Origin of the sequence: Capnocytophaga sp. oral taxon 336 str. F0502 (genome assembly GCF_000411575.1) — a bacterium.
Taxonomy (GTDB): domain Bacteria; phylum Bacteroidota; class Bacteroidia; order Flavobacteriales; family Flavobacteriaceae; genus Capnocytophaga; species Capnocytophaga ochracea.
On sequence record NZ_KE150488.1, the window covers coordinates 54,922 to 73,117 of the forward strand.

General features: G+C 41.7%; 18 protein-coding genes. 14 read left to right on the top strand and 4 right to left on the bottom strand.

The genetic code is table 11. The features are described 5' to 3' along the window. Positions 1-519 precede the first annotated feature (519 nt). The 7 genes from HMPREF1528_RS00255 to HMPREF1528_RS00285 all read left to right on the top strand — a co-directional run bounded on the left by HMPREF1528_RS00255 (position 520) and on the right by HMPREF1528_RS00285 (position 5,309). Positions 520-1,629, top strand: a complete 1,110-nt coding sequence (locus HMPREF1528_RS00255) for a beta-ketoacyl synthase N-terminal-like domain-containing protein (RefSeq protein ID WP_016478142.1) — start codon at positions 520-522, stop codon at positions 1,627-1,629. Between the two features lie 371 nt (positions 1,630-2,000). After that, the gene (locus HMPREF1528_RS00260) at positions 2,001-2,258 is read left to right on the top strand and encodes a hypothetical protein (RefSeq protein WP_016478143.1); all 258 of its coding nucleotides are present in this window, start codon (positions 2,001-2,003) and stop codon (positions 2,256-2,258) included. 3 nt (positions 2,259-2,261) lie between these two features. After that, complete coding sequence (locus tag HMPREF1528_RS00265) at positions 2,262-2,804, top strand: hypothetical protein (protein ID WP_016478144.1); 543 nt, start codon at positions 2,262-2,264, stop codon at positions 2,802-2,804. Positions 2,805-2,926: 122 nt separating this feature from the next. Then, positions 2,927-3,157 (top strand): hypothetical protein, encoded by a 231-nt coding sequence (locus tag HMPREF1528_RS00270; RefSeq protein ID WP_034567789.1) that lies wholly within the window; start codon positions 2,927-2,929, stop codon positions 3,155-3,157. 85 nt (positions 3,158-3,242) lie between these two features. After that, a complete protein-coding gene (locus HMPREF1528_RS00275) occupies positions 3,243-3,500 on the top strand; it encodes a phosphopantetheine-binding protein (RefSeq protein ID WP_016478146.1) in 258 nt (85 codons plus the stop codon). Positions 3,501-3,502: 2 nt separating this feature from the next. Next, a complete protein-coding gene (locus tag HMPREF1528_RS00280; RefSeq protein WP_016478147.1) occupies positions 3,503-4,699 on the top strand; it encodes a beta-ketoacyl-[acyl-carrier-protein] synthase family protein in 1,197 nt (398 codons plus the stop codon). 13 nt (positions 4,700-4,712) lie between these two features. Further along, entirely contained in the window at positions 4,713-5,309 is a 597-nt protein-coding gene (locus HMPREF1528_RS00285) for a ribonuclease HII (RefSeq protein ID WP_016478148.1), read from the top strand. Positions 5,310-5,360: 51 nt separating this feature from the next. On the opposite strand, the gene HMPREF1528_RS00290 is transcribed toward HMPREF1528_RS00285, so the two are convergent. The 4 genes from HMPREF1528_RS00290 to dut all read right to left on the bottom strand — a co-directional run bounded on the left by HMPREF1528_RS00290 (position 5,361) and on the right by dut (position 8,226). After that, positions 5,361-6,629, bottom strand: a complete 1,269-nt coding sequence (locus HMPREF1528_RS00290; protein ID WP_009409901.1) for a murein hydrolase activator EnvC family protein — start codon at positions 6,627-6,629, stop codon at positions 5,361-5,363. A gap of 96 nt (positions 6,630-6,725) precedes the next feature. Next, a complete protein-coding gene (locus HMPREF1528_RS00295; protein WP_016478149.1) occupies positions 6,726-7,502 on the bottom strand; it encodes a DUF4292 domain-containing protein in 777 nt (258 codons plus the stop codon). 86 nt (positions 7,503-7,588) lie between these two features. Further along, entirely contained in the window at positions 7,589-7,756 is a 168-nt protein-coding gene (locus tag HMPREF1528_RS12545) for a hypothetical protein (RefSeq protein ID WP_016478150.1), read from the bottom strand. A 32-nt stretch (positions 7,757-7,788) separates the two neighbouring features. Beyond that, positions 7,789-8,226: a dUTP diphosphatase gene (gene dut, locus HMPREF1528_RS00305; RefSeq protein WP_002674355.1), complete on the bottom strand. Its 438-nt coding sequence runs from the start codon at positions 8,224-8,226 to the stop codon at positions 7,789-7,791. 981 nt (positions 8,227-9,207) lie between these two features. Here dut and HMPREF1528_RS00310 point away from each other — a divergent pair. From HMPREF1528_RS00310 to HMPREF1528_RS00345, 7 genes are all read left to right on the top strand, one after another. Beyond that, the gene (locus HMPREF1528_RS00310; protein WP_016478151.1) at positions 9,208-10,017 is read left to right on the top strand and encodes an RHS repeat domain-containing protein; all 810 of its coding nucleotides are present in this window, start codon (positions 9,208-9,210) and stop codon (positions 10,015-10,017) included. A 265-nt stretch (positions 10,018-10,282) separates the two neighbouring features. Then, entirely contained in the window at positions 10,283-11,407 is a 1,125-nt protein-coding gene (locus HMPREF1528_RS00315; protein WP_016478152.1) for a DegT/DnrJ/EryC1/StrS family aminotransferase, read from the top strand. Positions 11,408-11,466: 59 nt separating this feature from the next. Beyond that, the gene (locus HMPREF1528_RS00320; RefSeq protein ID WP_009417204.1) at positions 11,467-12,435 is read left to right on the top strand and encodes a glycoside hydrolase family 130 protein; all 969 of its coding nucleotides are present in this window, start codon (positions 11,467-11,469) and stop codon (positions 12,433-12,435) included. 118 nt (positions 12,436-12,553) lie between these two features. Then, positions 12,554-13,783, top strand: a complete 1,230-nt coding sequence (locus tag HMPREF1528_RS00325) for a 3-deoxy-D-manno-octulosonic acid transferase (RefSeq protein ID WP_016478154.1) — start codon at positions 12,554-12,556, stop codon at positions 13,781-13,783. A gap of 760 nt (positions 13,784-14,543) precedes the next feature. Beyond that, positions 14,544-15,320 (top strand): acid phosphatase, encoded by a 777-nt coding sequence (locus HMPREF1528_RS00335; RefSeq protein ID WP_002674231.1) that lies wholly within the window; start codon positions 14,544-14,546, stop codon positions 15,318-15,320. 11 nt (positions 15,321-15,331) lie between these two features. Beyond that, complete coding sequence (locus HMPREF1528_RS00340) at positions 15,332-16,546, top strand: OprO/OprP family phosphate-selective porin (protein ID WP_009750631.1); 1,215 nt, start codon at positions 15,332-15,334, stop codon at positions 16,544-16,546. A 236-nt stretch (positions 16,547-16,782) separates the two neighbouring features. Continuing rightward, positions 16,783-18,069 carry a histidine-type phosphatase gene (locus HMPREF1528_RS00345; RefSeq protein WP_016478155.1) on the top strand — a complete coding sequence of 429 codons (1,287 nt, stop codon included), beginning with the start codon at positions 16,783-16,785 and terminating at the stop codon, positions 18,067-18,069. Positions 18,070-18,196 lie beyond the last annotated feature (127 nt).

Consider the following 18,196-nt stretch of genomic DNA (forward strand, 5'->3'; position numbering starts at 1 on the left):
GCTACAATTCCCCCTTTGAAGGGGGCTAGGGGGATGTTTCCCCCTATTGCCTATGCCCTAAGGCCTAGTGCCTATTCTCTTTTCTTTCGTCTCGAAACCCTGTTTTTACCGTTTTTTGCATCGTTGTATTATGCTATGAGTCAATTATTTATATACCCTTTCTATACCAATCGTCCAAGATTCGTATAAGCTTCCTATAAGCTCTCTATAAGCTACCCCCACCCTCCTTACACCTTTTTTTCACCAAAAAACCTCTTAGTCTCCTTTTGAAAATTTCCGTTTCCTTCCGAATGCTCCTAACAGTCCCAACACATCGCTTTTTCATCTCAAACTTTGGCAAAGTTTTAAACTTTGCCAAAGTTGATTAGTGGCATTATTGGTATTTACCCCATTCTCTCATTTTCTAATTTCCTAATTCTCTAATTTTTAACCCTTATCGTACTACGACTTGCTAATTTGCTAATTACGTCGTATCTTTGCACTTTATATCAAAAGTTTGTAAGGCTCCTGCCACCAAAAATGTATATCCAGCATTATAATATAGTAACCCCTTTAGGCTTCGACCTCCCTACCACCGCCCGTTTGTTACTGCGCGAACGCTCAGCTATTGCCCGTTATCCTATGTACGGACAGCTCACCGATGTTTGCCTTTCTAAGATTGGCGACGGAGCTATCGAAAGCCGATTTCAGCAGGTGGTAGAACGCAATGACTTTTCACGCTTAGAAAAGCTTCTGCTCTTGGCAATAGCACCTATTTTTCATAAAATCAGAATCACCCCTCGAACCGCTCTTATCCTTTCCTCTACCAAAGGCAATATTTCAGCGCTTGCCGATGGCGATAGCGCTCCTCTGCTTTCAACTTTGGCTCAAAAAATGGCTAATGCCATAGGGGTAACTACTACTCCCATAGTCGTTTCCAACGCTTGTGTCTCAGGAGCAATGGCACTCTCGGTAGCCGATAGACTCCTAAAAGCCGATGCTTACGATAGTGCCATAGTATTAGCAGGCGATGAGATAAGCGAATTTGTGCTTTCGGGCTTTCAATCCTTTCAAGCGATGAGTGCACAACCTTGCAGACCTTATGATGCTCAACGCGATGGCATTACCTTGGGCGAGGCTACCGCAGTGGCTTATGTAACCCGTGAGGCAACAGGCGCTAAAGCACAACTTTTGGGTAGCAGTTCTATCAACGATGCCAACCATATTTCAGGACCTTCACGTACAGGCGAAGGGCTTTATTTAAGCGTCCTAAACGCCCTCGATGAGGCAAAGTTACGCCCTGAACAAATAGACCTTATCAACGCTCACGGCACCGGTACCCTTTATAACGACGAGATGGAGAGCAATGCTTTTATGCGCGCCGGACTCTTGTCTCCTCCGCTAAACAGCTACAAAGGTTATTTCGGTCATACCTTAGGCACTTCAGGTTTGCTCGAAACCGTACTCACCATCGAATTTGCTCGCCATAAAATCCTCTTAAAGAGCCTAAATTATGAAACCTTAGGCGTTTCGCAGCCCATCAATGTACTAAAACAAACCCAACACACAGAAGTAAAACACGTCCTAAAAACTGCCTCAGGTTTTGGCGGAAGCAACACAGCATTAGCAATAAAAGTGATTAACGATTAGATATTTCCAAAATATCATAAGAAGTGTTTACAAATCGCGTTAGTATATTGGCAAATTATTTGTATCTTTGCAGAAAATAATGAATATTATGGGAACAGATGTTTTAGAAAAGAAAAAAAACAAACTACCTTAGATGTAGGTAATAAAAAAATAAGTTTTGCTCTTATAATAGAAGAAAAAGAAGATGCTCATCAAGAAGAAAACCTAACTACTCTTATAAAAGAAGCCCAAAAAGTGGGAGCCGACCTTTATAAAAAAGGGTTAATTGCTCCTTGTGACCCTATCCGATAAAATGAAAAAGGTAATTTGCGATACGAATGTAATAAGCCGTTATATTCTTAATAGTAGTGCAGAAATAACGATAACCATTGATGAAATGGCTCGCTTTCTATGAGGGAATCGAAAGGGCTAAGCGAATGAAGCTAAAAACAGTAATAAATAGCATTCCAGTAATTAATATCAACGATGATATTTGTAACGTCGCAATGAAACTTGTTTCCCAAAAACCTCATTCAAAAGTTGCCGACACACTGATAGGAGCTACTGCTATTTATTATGATATGAGTATCTATACCTTGAATAAGAAAGATTTTGAACTCATAGGAGCTCCCTTATATAGTATCACTTAAAATATGAAAACTTGTACGATAGAAAATAATACCATAACTCTCAACGACTCTGTGCTTTTCTCCGATAAAAGTACTTCTTTCGTCGATTTCTCAAAAAAAGCCCTCAAAGCCCTGCAAATGGATTATCCTAAGTTCTTCAAAATGGATAACCTCAGCAAGCTCGCTTTTTTAGCAGCCGAAGTCCTCTTGCGTCCGTTTTCGCAGTCGGAGAAAAATAGCGTTGCCCTTGTATTCGCCAATCGTTCTGCCAGCCTCGATACCGACCTTAAACATCAAGCTACTATCGCGAACCCACACGAATATTACCCCAGTCCCGCTGTGTTTGTTTACACCCTACCCAACATCTGTTTAGGTGAGATAAGCATACGCCACCAGCTGAAAACCGAAAACAGTTTTTTTGTATTCGATAGCTACGAACAAGCTGAACCTTTCCTACAACAGTATAGCCAAGCTCTATTAGCCCAAGGCAAAGCCCAAAGTGTATTAATGGCGTGGGTAGAGTTCTTACAGGGCGATTATAGAGCCATAGCAACTTTAATAGATTAGTAAAATTTGCCAATTAGCAGATTAGAAAATGTGTAGCATCACAAACTTAGCCTAAATTTTAACTTTGGCTAAGTTAATTGCAACAACAATCAGTTATTTTCCATCACGTTTATAAAGAATTTATGGATTTATACAAAGAGACTGACCATCTTATCAACATTTTAAAGCAGAAAGGACATACTGAAATAGCAACACAATTATCCGATAGTATAAGATATAGTGCTATAGGAACAGAAATATTAATGAAGATAAAGCATCATTTAAACGAGATTTTAAAAACACCTCAAAACTATGATGAAACCATAGTTTCTTTAGCTAAAAGCATAGAGAACAGAATTACAAATGCTTTATAACCTTCATTGCACAATTTGCTAATTTTCAAATTTGCTCATTTGCTAATTCTTCACTATCTTTGCCCCCTAATAATAACTTTTTATAATGGACACACTTATTTTAGAACTCAAGAACAAAATTATTGAAGTACTTAACTTAGAAGAAGTAACCCCCGAGGATATCGATGAAAACGAGCCTCTTTTTGGTACTGGCTTAGCCCTCGACTCTATCGATGCTCTCGAACTTATTGTACTACTCGACAAGAATTACGGTATCCGCTTAGACGACCCTAAAAAAGGAAAAGAAATCTTCCAATCGGTGAAAACAATGGCTGATTACATCACCGCTCACCGCACCAAATAGCGATGCCGAAAAAAGTAGTCATCACGGGAATGGGTATCAACTCTTCGATAGGTAACACTGTCGGAGAGCATTTTTATGCCCTTACCCATCGCCAAGCAGGTATCAGCAGGATTGAAAATGTAGAAACCATTCACGCCGACCACATCAAGGTAGGCGAAATCAAACGCACGAACGCTGAACTTATTACTGCTTTGCGATTACCCGAAGTGAACGCCTATTCACGCACCTCTCTCTTGGGGATTATCGCCTTGCAAGAAGCGATTGCCAATGCTGCTCTTACCTCAAAAGACCTCTCTCACTGCGGACTCATTATGGCATCTACTGTTGGGGGTATGGATATGACCGAAAACTATTTCTTCCGCTATGGCGATGATGAACCCCTGCGACGCTATATCACTACTCACAACATAGGCGAGGTAACTCACCAAATCGCCGATTATGTAGGCATAAAAGGCGTTGTAACCAGCGTGAGTACTGCTTGCTCTTCTTCGGCAAATGCCATCATAACAGCTGTCAACCTGCTTCGTACTGGCAGAGCCAACTGTCTCATTGCCGGTGGTGCCGATGCCCTCTCTAAATTTACTATCAACGGCTTTAATACCCTGATGATTCTCTCCGATACTGACTGCACTCCTTTCGACCAACATCGCAAGGGCTTAAACTTAGGGGAAGCAGGTGCTTTTTTGGTATTGGAAACTGAAGAAAATGCCCTACAACGCGGGGCTACTATATTAGCAGAAATCAAAGGGTGGGGCAATGCTAATGATGCTTATCACCAAACAGCCTCCTCCGCCGATGGTGAAGGCGCGTTTTTAGCAATGCAAAAAGCCCTACAAACAGCAGGATTAACCCCTGTAGATATCGATTATATCAATGCACACGGCACGGCTACCGTAAACAACGATCTCTCCGAAAGTCGCGCCTTAATGCGTATCTTTGGCGAGCACGTCCCCGATTTTAGTTCTACCAAAGCCTTTACGGGACATACTTTAGCAGTAGCTTCGGCAGTAGAAGCGGTATTTAGTGTATTAGCTTTACAACACGGGGTGGTATTCCCTAACCTCAACTTCAGCACTCCAATGGAAGAAGTGCCTATCCGCCCACAAATCGAACTGAAATACAAACCTATACAGCACGTGCTTTCTAACTCTTTTGGCTTTGGAGGGAACTGCTCAACGCTTATTTTAGGTAAGAGATAACAGGTAATGAGTTATGTTGCAATTATTCTATCATTCTTCATTAGAAGCAGGTACTGATGAGGCGGGGCGCGGTTGTTTGGCGGGTCCCGTAACAGCAGCAGCTGTGATATTGCCCTCCGACTTCAAAAACGACCTTCTCACCGACTCTAAACAACTCACCGAAAAACAGCGCAACCTCTTGCGACCTATCATCGAGCGCGAGGCAGTAGCGTATGCTGTATGTCACGTACTCCCTGCTGAAATAGACGAACTAAATATTCTTCGCGCTTCTATCACGGCTATGCACCGCGCTATTGCTCAGCTCAAAATAACCCCTGATTTTATAGCGGTAGACGGCAATAAGTTTGTGCCTTACCAGAAAGTACCTTACGCTTGTGTGGTGAAAGGCGACGGCAAAATACAAACCATTGCAGCGGCTTCGATACTTGCGAAAACCTACCGCGATGCCTATATGGAAGACCTTGCCCAGCAGTTCCCTGAGTACCATTGGCAGCAAAACAAAGGTTATCCCACCCCCGAACACCGCAAAGCTATCGCCGAGCACGGCGCCACTGAGCACCATCGCAAAACATTTCAGTTACTGCCCGTGGAACAGTTGAGTTTATTCTAATAAAAATCCCCACAAAAGTTTACTTTCTTTTGTAGGGATTTTCTTATGTTATTACATTTTATGTATCCAGAATTCGGGGTTGAGGCGGGTAGTGTTTTTATATATAAAGAACTTCATTTCAGTCTTGCCATTGCTATCGGTGAAGATTTTGCCAAGAGGCTCTTTGGCTTTTACCTTATCTCCTTTCTTTACATACACATCAGTGAGATTGTAATAAATAGTGATGTAGTTACCGTGTCGCACTTGCACCACTTTGTTACTTCCTGGTATCGATTGTATGGCTGATACTTCCCCTTCAAACACACAACGGGCTTCTGAACCTTTTTCAGTAGCAATGGTCACCCCATTATTGTAATGTTGCAACTCAGGATATACAGGGTCGTAATACACCCCAAAACCTTGCGATTTGTAGCCCTTTGCCACTGGCCAAATAAGATTACCCTTGTTAGCTTCGAAGCTATCGGCTACTTTACGCGATTCGGGAGTAAGTACAAAAATAATTTCAGTATTAGAACCTGAGGAAGGAGAAGAAGTAGTTTTAGGAGCATTTTTTCCTCTGTTTAAAGCAGCTAAACGCTCTTTCTCTCGTTTATTTGCCTCTATAATAGCCAAACGAATCAGGCGCTGTATTTCGCGGTCGATAGCGTTAGCTTGTTTTTGTTTTTCGCGTATCTGTGCTTCGTAGTTGCGTTCTGCAGCACGGATATTGGTAGCCAACACTTCCAGTTCCTTTTTCTCAGTCTCCAAAGTAGCTTGCTCTTGGCGTTGTTCTTCTAATACTTGGTTTTTAGTATTGCGTTGGGCTACCAAAGTATTGTTGATAGTCTTTATTTTATCTGTCTTTTCTCGTATGAGGCTCACCTGCTCTTTGCGATAGTTGGCATACTGTTTCATATAAGCCAATCGCTTGTAGGCTTGCGAAAAACTTTCGGAAGAGAGCAAAAACAGCAATCGGTTTTGTGCCGATTTACTTTTGAACGACTGTTTGATAATCTTAGCGTATTCGCCTTTGTGGTATTCCAATTCTTTTTTGAGGGTACGCAGTTGTTCCTCGTTGTCAGCTATTTCTTTGGAAAGCAAATTCGCCTGTTGCTGATTGATTTGTATTAGGCGTGTGCGCGCTAATATCTTCTCATTAGCAACTTCTATCTGCTGAATGGTAGTTTTGTGTTGCTGACTTTGTTGTTGGCGTAAAGCGGACATCTGCTTGATTTGTTCGAGCAGTGCTTTCTTGCGTTGTTCTAATTCTTTTTGCTTAGTTTGCGCTGTAAGGAGTAGCGGAAAGCAAAGCAAAAGCAGTGTGATTTTTAGTATATTCATAGGTCGTAGCACGACGGACAGTTTAACGTATTTTTAACTTTGCCAAAGGTGTGAGCCACACAGGCAAGAACTTTGGCAAAGTTTGAGACACATTTGTTACTTGTTTATTGTTATTTCTTTCATTCCCGATGGGATTTTAAAAGGGAAGGACAGTTTCTTATCTAAATCCAATCCTTTGAACTCTAAAGTGATTTGGGTGCTATTCTCTCCCTCGCTGGCAATTATCTTAATGGAGAGAGGTAATAAGAGTTCCCCCACTTGCTGATAGCTGTAAGTTGCTATTGCCTTTTGGTTTGCTCCCAAATGATTTACTTCGGTAACCTCCACACGGTAATTATCAGGGAAAAAGCGGTAAATCACTTCTACGGGCGACTCTCCGGTGACTTCAATATTATAGCGGTTGTTGTCCTCAGGGAGGAGCTTGATAAAACCTTCGCTTTTAAAGTTGAGACTGTAAAGCGCATTGCCTAATAATAGGTTCTGTAATTCGTTAAAACCTACATCAATGCCTAACAGTTTGCTGATATAACTAAAATCACCGCTGAAAAAAGAACTGTCTAAACGGTTATAATATTCGGCTTTTTCGGGGGTGATAAGTGCTTTGGCTACTCCCAAAGGAGCGGATATCCATATTGTTTTGTCTTTCTCCATACGGAAAGATAGAGGCAAACTCTGCTCATTCTTACCGTCTTTATAAGTTACTTGCAGGTTAGCGCTAAGTGTTTTAAAAGCAGGAAACGATTTTAGGTGACGGTTGATAATTTCTTTGGCTTGTTTATCAACGCTTGTTCTACCAGCGGGGGTTACCACTGCTTGTTTGGTTTTACAGCTCACCAATAGCAAGACTGTAAGGATTAAGATGATTTTTTTCATAATGTTCTAATAAGATTTTTAACTTTGCCAAAGGTGCGAGCCGCACAGGCAAGAACTTTGGCAAAGTTTGAGATGGTGTTTAGCTTCTATCCATTTACTAAGGCTAAGGCGAGCTGTTTCTTCGTTTTTGAAGTACTTCGCTCTCTCACTTTGCGAGCTTGTTCTCTTGCTTCCTCTAAGGTAACGGGTGGCTGCTTGGATAGTATCTCCATAGCTAACTTTGCCCGTTCCGCAAATGATAGTTTGTAACTCATATTTCAATTCGTAATTTATCATTTATAATCTGCTAATTACCTCCGGTGCTTCCGAAGCCTCCAGCACCTCTTTCAGTTTGTGAAAGCTCGGTTACAGTTTCAAAAGTGGCTTTCTCATACTTGGCAAATACCATTTGGGCAATACGGTCGCTGTGGGCAATGGTAAAGGGTTCATTGGATAGGTTTACGATAGGAACTTTTACCTCCCCACGATAATCACAATCGATAGTACCTGGGCTGTTGATTACTGTAATGCCGTGCTTGATTGCCATACCGCTACGCGGACGCACTTGTGCTTCATAACCTTCGGGTATTTCTAAGAATAAGCCGGTAGGCACGAGGGTGCGCTCTAAGGGTTGTAAGGTGATGTTGCTGTTAGGCAAATTAGCTCTTAGGTCTACGCCTGCGGCTCCCTCGGTTTGATATGAAGGGAGCTCGTTATTTGATAGGTTTTTAATCTTTACTGTCATTTTTTAGTGGGTTTCAACTTTGGTAAAGTTTGCGGTGTTTATTACTAATTACTTGTTGCGCCACAATTCTTGCGGTGTATTCATTCTTGATGTTTTCTTTTATTATTGGGTGCAAAGATACGACGTAATTAGCAAATTAGCAAGTCGTAGTAGGATAAGGGTTAAAAATTAGGAGCGAGGCCTTAGGCCATAGGCACTAGTCACTAGGAATTGTGGCGTAAAAGCGACAGACAGAGAAAATGAGTAAATTAGGAAATTAGAAAATGAGAAAATGGAGTGTGAGGTTGAGTTAGAGGAATGAGGCTGTGCCTCAGAAATCAAACAAAATTTAAACAAAATCAAGGCTACGCCTTGTAAACTAGCGGAGGGATTGTTAGTTTGAGATGAAAAAGCGATAGTTGGGCTGTTCGGAAGGAAACGGAAAATTTCGGAAGAGGAGAAGTAGGATTTTTGGTGAAAAAAGACTGTAAGGAGGGTGGGGGTAGCTTATAGAGAGCTTATAGGAAGCTTATACGAATCTTGGACGATTGGTATAGAAAGGATGTATAAGTAATTGATTCATAGTATAGTATAACAGCATTAAAAATGGTGAAAACAGGGTTTCGAGGCGAAAGAAAAGGGAATCCTCACCCCGACCCTCTCCCAAGGAGAGGGGGAATTAGGGACGGAAAAGGGGTGAGGTCGTAGCACGACAAGCAATTGAAAGTAGCACGATAGGCAATTGAAAATAGCACGACGGGTGATTGAAAATAGTATTTTATTATATCGAATTGAGGTTAAATAAGGATAGAAAATTTCTTTAAAAAGAGATACAAATAATGGCTATTTAGTTATAAATATAACAAGCGGAGTTTTGTTATTCTTATTTTACTTTGTTTTGGCATAGTTTTGGTGAATAGGTAGATATGGCGTATTGGTACATTTAGAAATCTTTTGTACTTTTGCGCCCCAAAAAAGTATTATTTTAAATAGAACATTATTATGAAAAGAATCATAGCTATTGCCTTATTAGCTACTACTGTCGCTTTTGGGCAGAGTCAGAAAAAGAATGGTTGGGAGCGTGCTCAGCTGAAAGGGAAAGTAAAAACGGTTGTGCAATCGGGTATTCAAATTGGTGAAAACGGAGAAGAAATACCGATGAACTCTGAGCTTTTTTCGCAGTTTGACAAAAAGGGAACTGTTGTGAAAATGCAATCGAAGCAAAATGGAATGACGATTAAATTCGTAGATGTGTATAACAAAGACGGGAATATGATAGAGTCGGCTTCGAGAGATGATTCGAACACATTGCTTTCTAAGAATGTGTATGAGTACGACGAAAAAGGGAACCTTACCAAGCACGATGTAGAGACGCCCGACGGGAATATTTTTATGAGCCGAATAAATGTTTATAACGAACAGAATCAGCTTGTAGAACGCACGGATTGTATAGCAGGAATGTGCCAAGATAAAACTACTTATAAGTATACTCCTGAGGGGAAATTATCGGAAGAGTCTAAATTCACAAAGGACGAGCTTACCAGCAAAACGGTATATACTTACGATGCCAAAGGAAATATGGTAGAAAAGCAAGTGTTTGACAAAGATAACGCTTTGAAACAGAGAGTTGTTTCAGCTTTTGACAAAAACAACAATGAGGTGGAGGTTAAATACTTTGACAAAGATGGTAACGTTACCAAAACAGAGACTTACGAGTTTGTGTATGACAAGAAGAACAACTGGACAAAGAAAACGATGTCGGTTAACGGTCAGCGTGTAACGATTTTCACACAGAAGTTGAAATATTTTTAGGAATAAGAAGTTTTTTTAATAGCATAAGGGTTGGCTTACGAAGGTGAGTCAACCCTTATGTGTTAAGAAGGGGGTATTTTTATATAATTCAAAATATTTTTGTATCTTTGCACTGTGGAAGGCTGTGTTTAATGGCTATAGAACTGTGGCACGGTAGGCATTACGTAGTCGTAGTGCGACGGGCTATTAGGACTTTGATAAAAGTCGTGACAAAGCAACACTAACTATTAAGGATTAAAAACGAACGATTAATAATATTCGACATATGAGAAAAATACAAATGGTTGACCTTCAAGGTCAGTACGAAAGAATTAAAAACGACGTACAAGCTTCTTTTGAAGAAGTACTCAACACCACCGCTTTTATCAACGGTCCCCAAGTACAAGCCTTCCAAAAAGAATTGGAAAACTATATGGGGGTAAAACACGTAATCCCTTGCGCCAACGGTACTGATGCCCTACAAATAGCAATGATGGGTCTCGGACTCAAAGAAGGCGATGAAGTTATCACTGCCGATTTTACCTTCGCTGCAACTGTGGAAGTGATTGCCCTACTGAAACTCACCCCTGTATTGGTAGATGTGTATGACGATACTTTCGACATCAACATTGAGGCTATTGAAAAAGCGATTACTCCCCGCACGAAAGCTATTGTACCCGTGCATTTGTTCGGTCAGCCAGCCAATATGGAAGCTATTATGGCTTTGGCTAAAAAACACAACCTCTTTGTGATTGAGGACAATGCGCAAGCCATTGGTGCCGATTATACTTTTGCTGACGGACACAAACAAAAAGTAGGAACTATCGGTCACGTGGGGGCAACTTCTTTCTTCCCTTCTAAGAACCTAGGTTGCTATGGCGATGGAGGAGCTATCTTCACTAACGACGACGACCTCGCTTACACTCTTCGCGGTATCGTAAATCACGGTATGTACGTGCGTTATCACCACGATGTAGTAGGGGTAAACTCTCGCCTCGACTCTTTACAAGCAGCTGTGTTGCGCGCTAAACTTCCTCACCTGAACGATTATAATGCCCGTCGACGTGAAGCTGCTCGCAAATATACAGAAGCGCTGAAAGGCAATCCTCATATCATTACTCCTGTAATCGCAAAAGGTAACGACCACGTATTTCACCAATATACCCTCCGCATTACCAATGGCAAACGCGATGAACTCGCTAAGGTTTTTGGTGAAAACGGAGTGCCTTTTGGTATTTACTACCCGATACCATTGCACGCTCAAAAAGCCTATACCCGCAGCTCTTATAACGAAGCTGATTTTGGCGTTACCAATAAATTAGTACAAGAAGTCATCTCTCTGCCTATGCACACCGAGCTTGACGACGAGCAAATAGCGTTTATCACAGAATTGATAAAGAAAACAGTGTAATTGTAGGTCGTGGTAGGACAGACAAAAAGGCAGAATAACTAATAACTAAAACAAAAATAATGAGTCAAAAAATTCCTTGGCAAGAACGCCCTGCGGGTTGTACCGATGTGATGTGGCGTTATTCTGAAAACCCTATTATCGGTAGGTATGATATCCCTACCTCTAACAGTATTTTTAACTCGGCTGTTGTGCCTTTTGGCGACGGCTATGCAGGGGTTTTCCGCTGCGACAACAAAGCAGTGCAAATGAACATCTTCGCTGGCTTCAGTAAAGATGCTATTCACTGGGAAATCAACCACGAACCTATCGTAATGAAAGGTGGTAATACTGATTTCCTTCATTCTGAGTATAAGTACGACCCTCGCGTAACGTTTATCGAAGACCGCTATTGGGTAACTTGGTGTAATGGCTATTGTGGTCCTACCATCGGGATTGCTTATACTTTTGATTTCAAAGAGTTTTTCCAATGCGAGAATGCCTTTTTGCCTTTCAACCGCAACGGTGTGCTCTTCCCTGAGAAAATCAACGGTAAATACGCAATGCTTAGCCGCCCAAGTGATAACGGACATACACCTTTCGGTGATATTTTCATCAGCTATAGCCCCGATATGAAATACTGGGGTGAACACCGCTGTGTGATGAAAGTAACGCCTTTTATAGATAGTGCTTGGCAATGTACCAAAATAGGAGCAGGAGCTGTGCCTATCAAAACAAAAGACGGGTGGCTATTGTTCTATCACGGGGTAATCAACACTTGCAACGGTTTCCGCTACTCTATGGGGGCTGCATTGTTAGACCTCAACAATCCAAGCAAGGTAATCGCTCGTACACAGCCTTACCTCTTGGCGCCTGCCACTCTCTACGAAACTACCGGCGATGTGCCTAATGTAGTATTTCCTTGTGCTGCCTTGCATTCTATCGAAGAAGACAAAGTAGCAGTGTACTACGGTGCTGCCGATACAGTAGTGGGCGTTGCCTTCGGACGTATTTCCGAAATTGTAAAATTCACCAAAGAGAACTCATTGTAAACAGATAAATAAAACAAGTGAAAAAGCGCAAGCCGTCGGCTTGCGTTTTTTTTATTGCCCCTTTTTTACTACCTTTGCGCCTTGTATCGTCATTTGTCATTCGTAATTCATCATTAAAATGTACACATTCTCTCTTTATATCATCAAGGCAATCCTCCCCATCGTTGCCCTATTCAACAAAAAAATACACCTCTTTGTAAGCGGACGTAAAACCGTATGGACTACCCTTACCGCCAAACTCGACCCTCATACCCGCTATGTGTGGATACATACCGCTTCTCTCGGCGAGTTCGAACAAGGCTTGCCCGTTGTTAAAGCCCTGAAAAAACAAGGCTATAAAATACTCATTACCTTCTTTTCTCCCTCAGGCTACGAGGTGCGCAAAAACACCCCCGATGCCGATATAGTAGTCTATCTTCCCCTTGATACACCCGCTAATGCCCGCAAGTTCGTGCAAATGGTAAATCCTGCAATGGCTATTTTTGTGAAATACGAGTTTTGGGTCAATTACCTTACCGAGCTCAAAAAAGCACAAGTACCCACTTATTTACTCTCCGGTATTTTTCGCAAAAATCAAATCTTCTTCAAGCCTTACGGCGGAATGATGCGCCGAGCCCTGCATTGCTTTACTCATTTTTTTGTGCAGAACGAGCTTTCTCAGCAACTACTTAAAAACATAGGCTTCAATAATGTAACTGTCAGTGGCGATACCCGCTTCGACCGTGTAGCCGAAATATTGGAACGAGACAACCATTTAGATTTTGTAGAGCAGTTCAAAGGAAACAATCTATGTGTGGTCTTCGGTAGTTCGTGGGCTACCGACGAAGACATTTACTTGCAGTATATCAACACTTGCACTGCCCCAGTGAAGTTCATCATTGCCCCTCATAATATTCACCCTACCGATATCGCAGAACTCAAACACAACCAGCAGAAGTTAAACCGTAAAGTTGCCCTATTCTCCGAGAAAGACTCTCTCAACCTTTCTGATTACGACGTACTCATCATCGATACCATAGGCATTCTCACCAAAGTGTATAGCTATGCCGATATAGCCTATGTAGGAGGAGGAATGGGCACTACGGGCTTACACAATGTCTTAGAGCCCGCCGTATTTGGGGTACCTGTAATCATCGGTAAGAATTATGAAAAGTTCAATGAAGCAAAGGAGTTAGTCACCTTAGGAGGCGTTCTCTCCGTAAGCAGTAAAGAAGAATTCGCTCAGGTGATGAATAACCTTGTTACTTCACCCGAAAAGCGCACCGCTATAGGCAATATCAATCGCCAATATATAAACGAAAAACAAGGCGCTACTAAGGCTTTTTTACAAGCAATAACTTCGTTTTAGCCTCGCCTTACCGCCTTTTTACCTTCGCTTTTCCGTCACCACATTCCCCCTATTACCTCCGTCATTCGTCATTCGTTCCTCGTCATTCCTTCCCTTTTCCGTCATACTCCCCCCTAGTGCCTATGGCCTAAGGCCTAATACCCTTTCTCTTTCTTTCGCCTCGAAACCCCGATTTTACCATTTTTTGCATCGCTGTATTGTATTATGAGTCAACTACTTATATACCCTTTCTATACCAATCGTCCAAGATTCGTATAAGCTTCCTATAAGCTCTCTATAAGCTAACCCCACCCTCCTCACAGCCTTTTTTCATCAAATTTTCTCTCAGCTCTCTTCCGTTCTTTTCCGATATCTTTCGAAAGCTCCTAACAGTCCCAGCATATCTCTTTTTCATCTCAAACTTTGGCAAAGTTTAAAACTTTGCCAAAGTTGATGTTTCCAAAAGTTACTTCACAAGGCGTAGCCTTGATTTTGTTTAAATTTTGTTTGATTTCTGAGGCACAGCCTCATTCCTCTAATACAACTTCACACTCCATTTTCTCATTCTCTCATTTTCTAATTTTCTAATTTCTCCCCCGCCCGTGCACCTCGTACCTAAAAACCACAAAATCACCATATTTGTTTTTATTTCTTTCTTTTTTAGTAAATATTTTTTTGAAATAATTTGCACATTTATTCTTTTCTTTCTACATTTGTAGTGTTTTTTAAAACCTAAATACCTTCCAAAAGAGAATACAATAAATTTTAACTGTATAATAAGATGAGAAAAACATTATTATTCGTAGCCTTGCTATCGGTGATGGCAACTACATTCGCACAAGAGAAAATCAAAGACGTAAGAACCAAGCCCGACCTCTACTTCTTGCAAATCGGTGAGGTGGCAAACAGTCTTGAACTCCTACCTCCTCCTCCTCAACCAGGTAGTATCCTCTTCCTTAACGACGAAGCCCAATACCAGTGGGGCTTAATGCAACGCCGTACCCCTCGTGGTGAGCAAGCCGTATCCGATGCCCGTGTAGAGGGTCCTGGTGTGCCTAATGCTTTTTCCGAAGCTTTTGGCATCAAGATTTCTAAGGAAACTACTCCCGAAATCTTCAAACTCGTAGTAAATATGCGTGAAGATGCAGGCGACCTCGCTACTCGTGCCGCCAAAGAACACTATATGCGCGTGCGTCCGTTTGCTTTCTACGAAAAGACCACTTGCAACCCCGAACAACAAAAAGAACTCTCTACCAACGGTTCTTATCCCTCTGGTCACACCGCTATTGGGTGGGCTACCGCTTTGGTGCTAGCCGAAATCAATGTCGATAGACAAAACGAAATCCTCAAACGCGGATATGAAATGGGACAAAGTCGCGTGATTTGTGGTTACCATTTCCAAAGTGATGTAGATGCTGCTCGTCTCGTAGCAAGTGCCGTAGTAGCGCGCCTCCACGCCAATGATGCCTTTATGAAACAACTCGAAAAAGCTAAAAAAGAATTTGAAGGACTTGTAAAAAAAGGCAAAGTAAAGAAAAGTGAACGTATGACTAAATAAAATTTAAAACTATGAAAAAGATATATTTTATGATGTTCAGCCTAATGGCTGTGGGCTATACCTATGCCCAAGAAGAACCAACCACCGTTACCGATACCACCGAACCTATGCCCGCTACACCTATACAGGAAGCTCCTAAACCCGAAGAAAAGTTAGAAGTAAAACCCGGAGGACGTATTTTATTGGACGCTGGTTATTTCAATGCCAATGAGCAAAAAGATAAGTTTGTAAGTGGGGTAGCTATCCCCGATGTGCGTATGGGCTTAGGCGTACGCTATGGTAATTGGAAAGGAAAAGTAGATATCGGCTTTGCTTATGGCAAAGTTTCTCCTAAGGATATCTTTATCGAATACGGTTTCAGCAAACACACACTTTTGCGTGGAGGTTATTTCGTACACCAATTCGGTATGCAAAGTGCCACCAGCTCTTCTTTCAAAATATCGATGGAAGAACCCCAAAGTAACGAGGCTTTCTTCAACTCTCGTCTCATCGGTTTGATGCTCTTACACCAAAAAGATGACTTTATGGGTACTTTAAGCCTCTTTGCCGAAGGTGAAACGATGAAGAAAAGCTCTGATGCTACAGGCGACCAAGGTATGGGTATGATGAGTCGTTTGCTCTATCGCCCACAACGTGAAGAAGGCAAGATTTTTCACGTAGGACTCTCAGGTGCTTTCGAAACACCTCGTTATAACGAAACACCAGCACTTAACCACAACTCTTATGTGCTCAAAACACCTTTCCCTACTCGTATCGCTAAGGTAACCGCACAACAAGCAACTATTGATAACGCTACTTTCCTTTATAAATTCTCCCCCGAATTGCTCTTTGCGCGTGGTCGTTTAGGGTTAGAAGCCCAATATTACTATGTGAATGTAAATCGCAAGAGTGGTTTCGATAATTTCAAAGCAAGTGGTGCTTATGGTATGTTCCGTGCTATCGTAAAAGGAAACCCTTACGAATATACTGATATCGATGGAGGTATCGCTACCCCCAGACCTGGTGCTATGGAACTCGTTGCAGGTTATAACTACACCGACTTATCCGACCCTAAAGCGGGAATCTTAGGAGGTCGCCTCAACGATTATTCACTTACATTCAACTATTATATCAATAAGTATATGATTTGGCGTGTACGTGCTTCCTACACCGGTGTTACTTACCGTGAAAGCATTCCCGACACCAATTTAAGTCTTATCGAAACTCGTTTGCAAATCAAATTCTAAGTGCGACTCGCACGGGCAATTGTAAAAGGACTGTTTGAAAAGTTTTTATAGAGGTACAATTGTGGATTGTCCCCCTTTTGGAGGGGGAACGGGGGAGGTTTATTATCATATAGTTATAAAAGACCTCTCACCATATGGCAGTCACAAACTTTGCCAAAGCTCGTAGCACGAGATGCAATTAAAACTTTGCCAAAGTTACTAAGTTAAAGAATATAATTTTCTAATTAAAACACAGTATGAAAATAAGAATCATAACTCTACAAGCATTACTACTCCTCTTGTGTCCGCTCTTAGCGATGGCACAACTCAACCGCTCCGAAAGTTTTAAAAGCCAATACAAGCTCAAAGAAGTGGTTATTCTCAGTCGTCATAACATTCGCTCCTCTCTATCAGTGAACGGGAGTACCTTGCAAAAAATGACGCCTCACGAGTGGATAAAATGGAGCGCAGCCCCCAGTGAACTCACCCTTCGTGGAGGAGCACTCGAAACCATTATGGGTCAGTTTTTCCGCAAATGGACAGTTTCCGAAGGACTCTTTCCCGAAAACGCAGTTCCTACCGTTGATGAAGTGAATTTCTATGCTAATAGTATGCAACGCACCATCGCGACGGCGCAATATTTCTCCTCAGGATTTATGCCCGTAGCCAATTTGCATATCAACCACCGCTTTACCCCCAGCAAAATGGACCCTGTGTTCTTCCCTGCGCTTACCAAAAGTAGCCCTGCTTTCAAAGCACAAGCCTTAAAAGAAATTGCTGCTATGGGCGGTAAAAAAGGCATTGTGGGCATCAACGAGGGGTTGAAAGACTCTTACCAACTCTTGGAAAAAGTACTCGATTTGAAGAACTCACCCGCTTGTAAATCAGGTGAAGTGTGTGCTTTCAACGATTACAACACCCAGTTGAAACTCGAAAAAGGCGATGAACCTAATATGAAAGGTTCGTTGAAGTTAGCCAACTCCGCTTCCGATGCTTTTATTTTGCAATATTATGAAGATAAAGACCCTGTGCAAGCAGCATTTGGCAACAACCTCACCACCTCCGACTGGGAGAAAATCGCTAAAGTAAAAGATGTCTATGGCGATGTGCTTTTCACCGCTCCTATTGTAGCTGTGAACGTAGCACACCCACTATTGGTGTATATGAAAGATGAGCTGAACGCTAAAAACCGCAAATTCACCTTCCTTTGTGGTCACGATTCTAATATTGCCAGCGTGAATGCCGCTTTGGAAGTAGAAGAATACAGTTTGCCTAAATCTATTGAAAAGAAAACTCCAATAGGTAGCAAACTTGTGTTTGAAAAATGGGTAGACAACAGCGGTAAAGAGTTTGTATCGGTAAACATTGTATACCAAACCACCGAACAATTGCGTGGAATGGAACTATTGGATATGCAAAATCCGCCAGTAGTATTTCCTTTAAAGCTTAAAGGTGTGAAAGCCAATGCCGATGGTCTCTACACTTTAGAAAGTGTAAACGACCGCTTCGACAAAGCTATCCGTGCTTACGAAGCTATCAAATAGTATAGTATCTATTAAAACAATAAAAAAGCTGTCCTGAGATGGGACAGCTTTTTATGGTTTTACATATCTCTTTAAGCAGTATCTTAAAATTCTTAACCCAAATTCACATTAAAGAATATGAAAAATG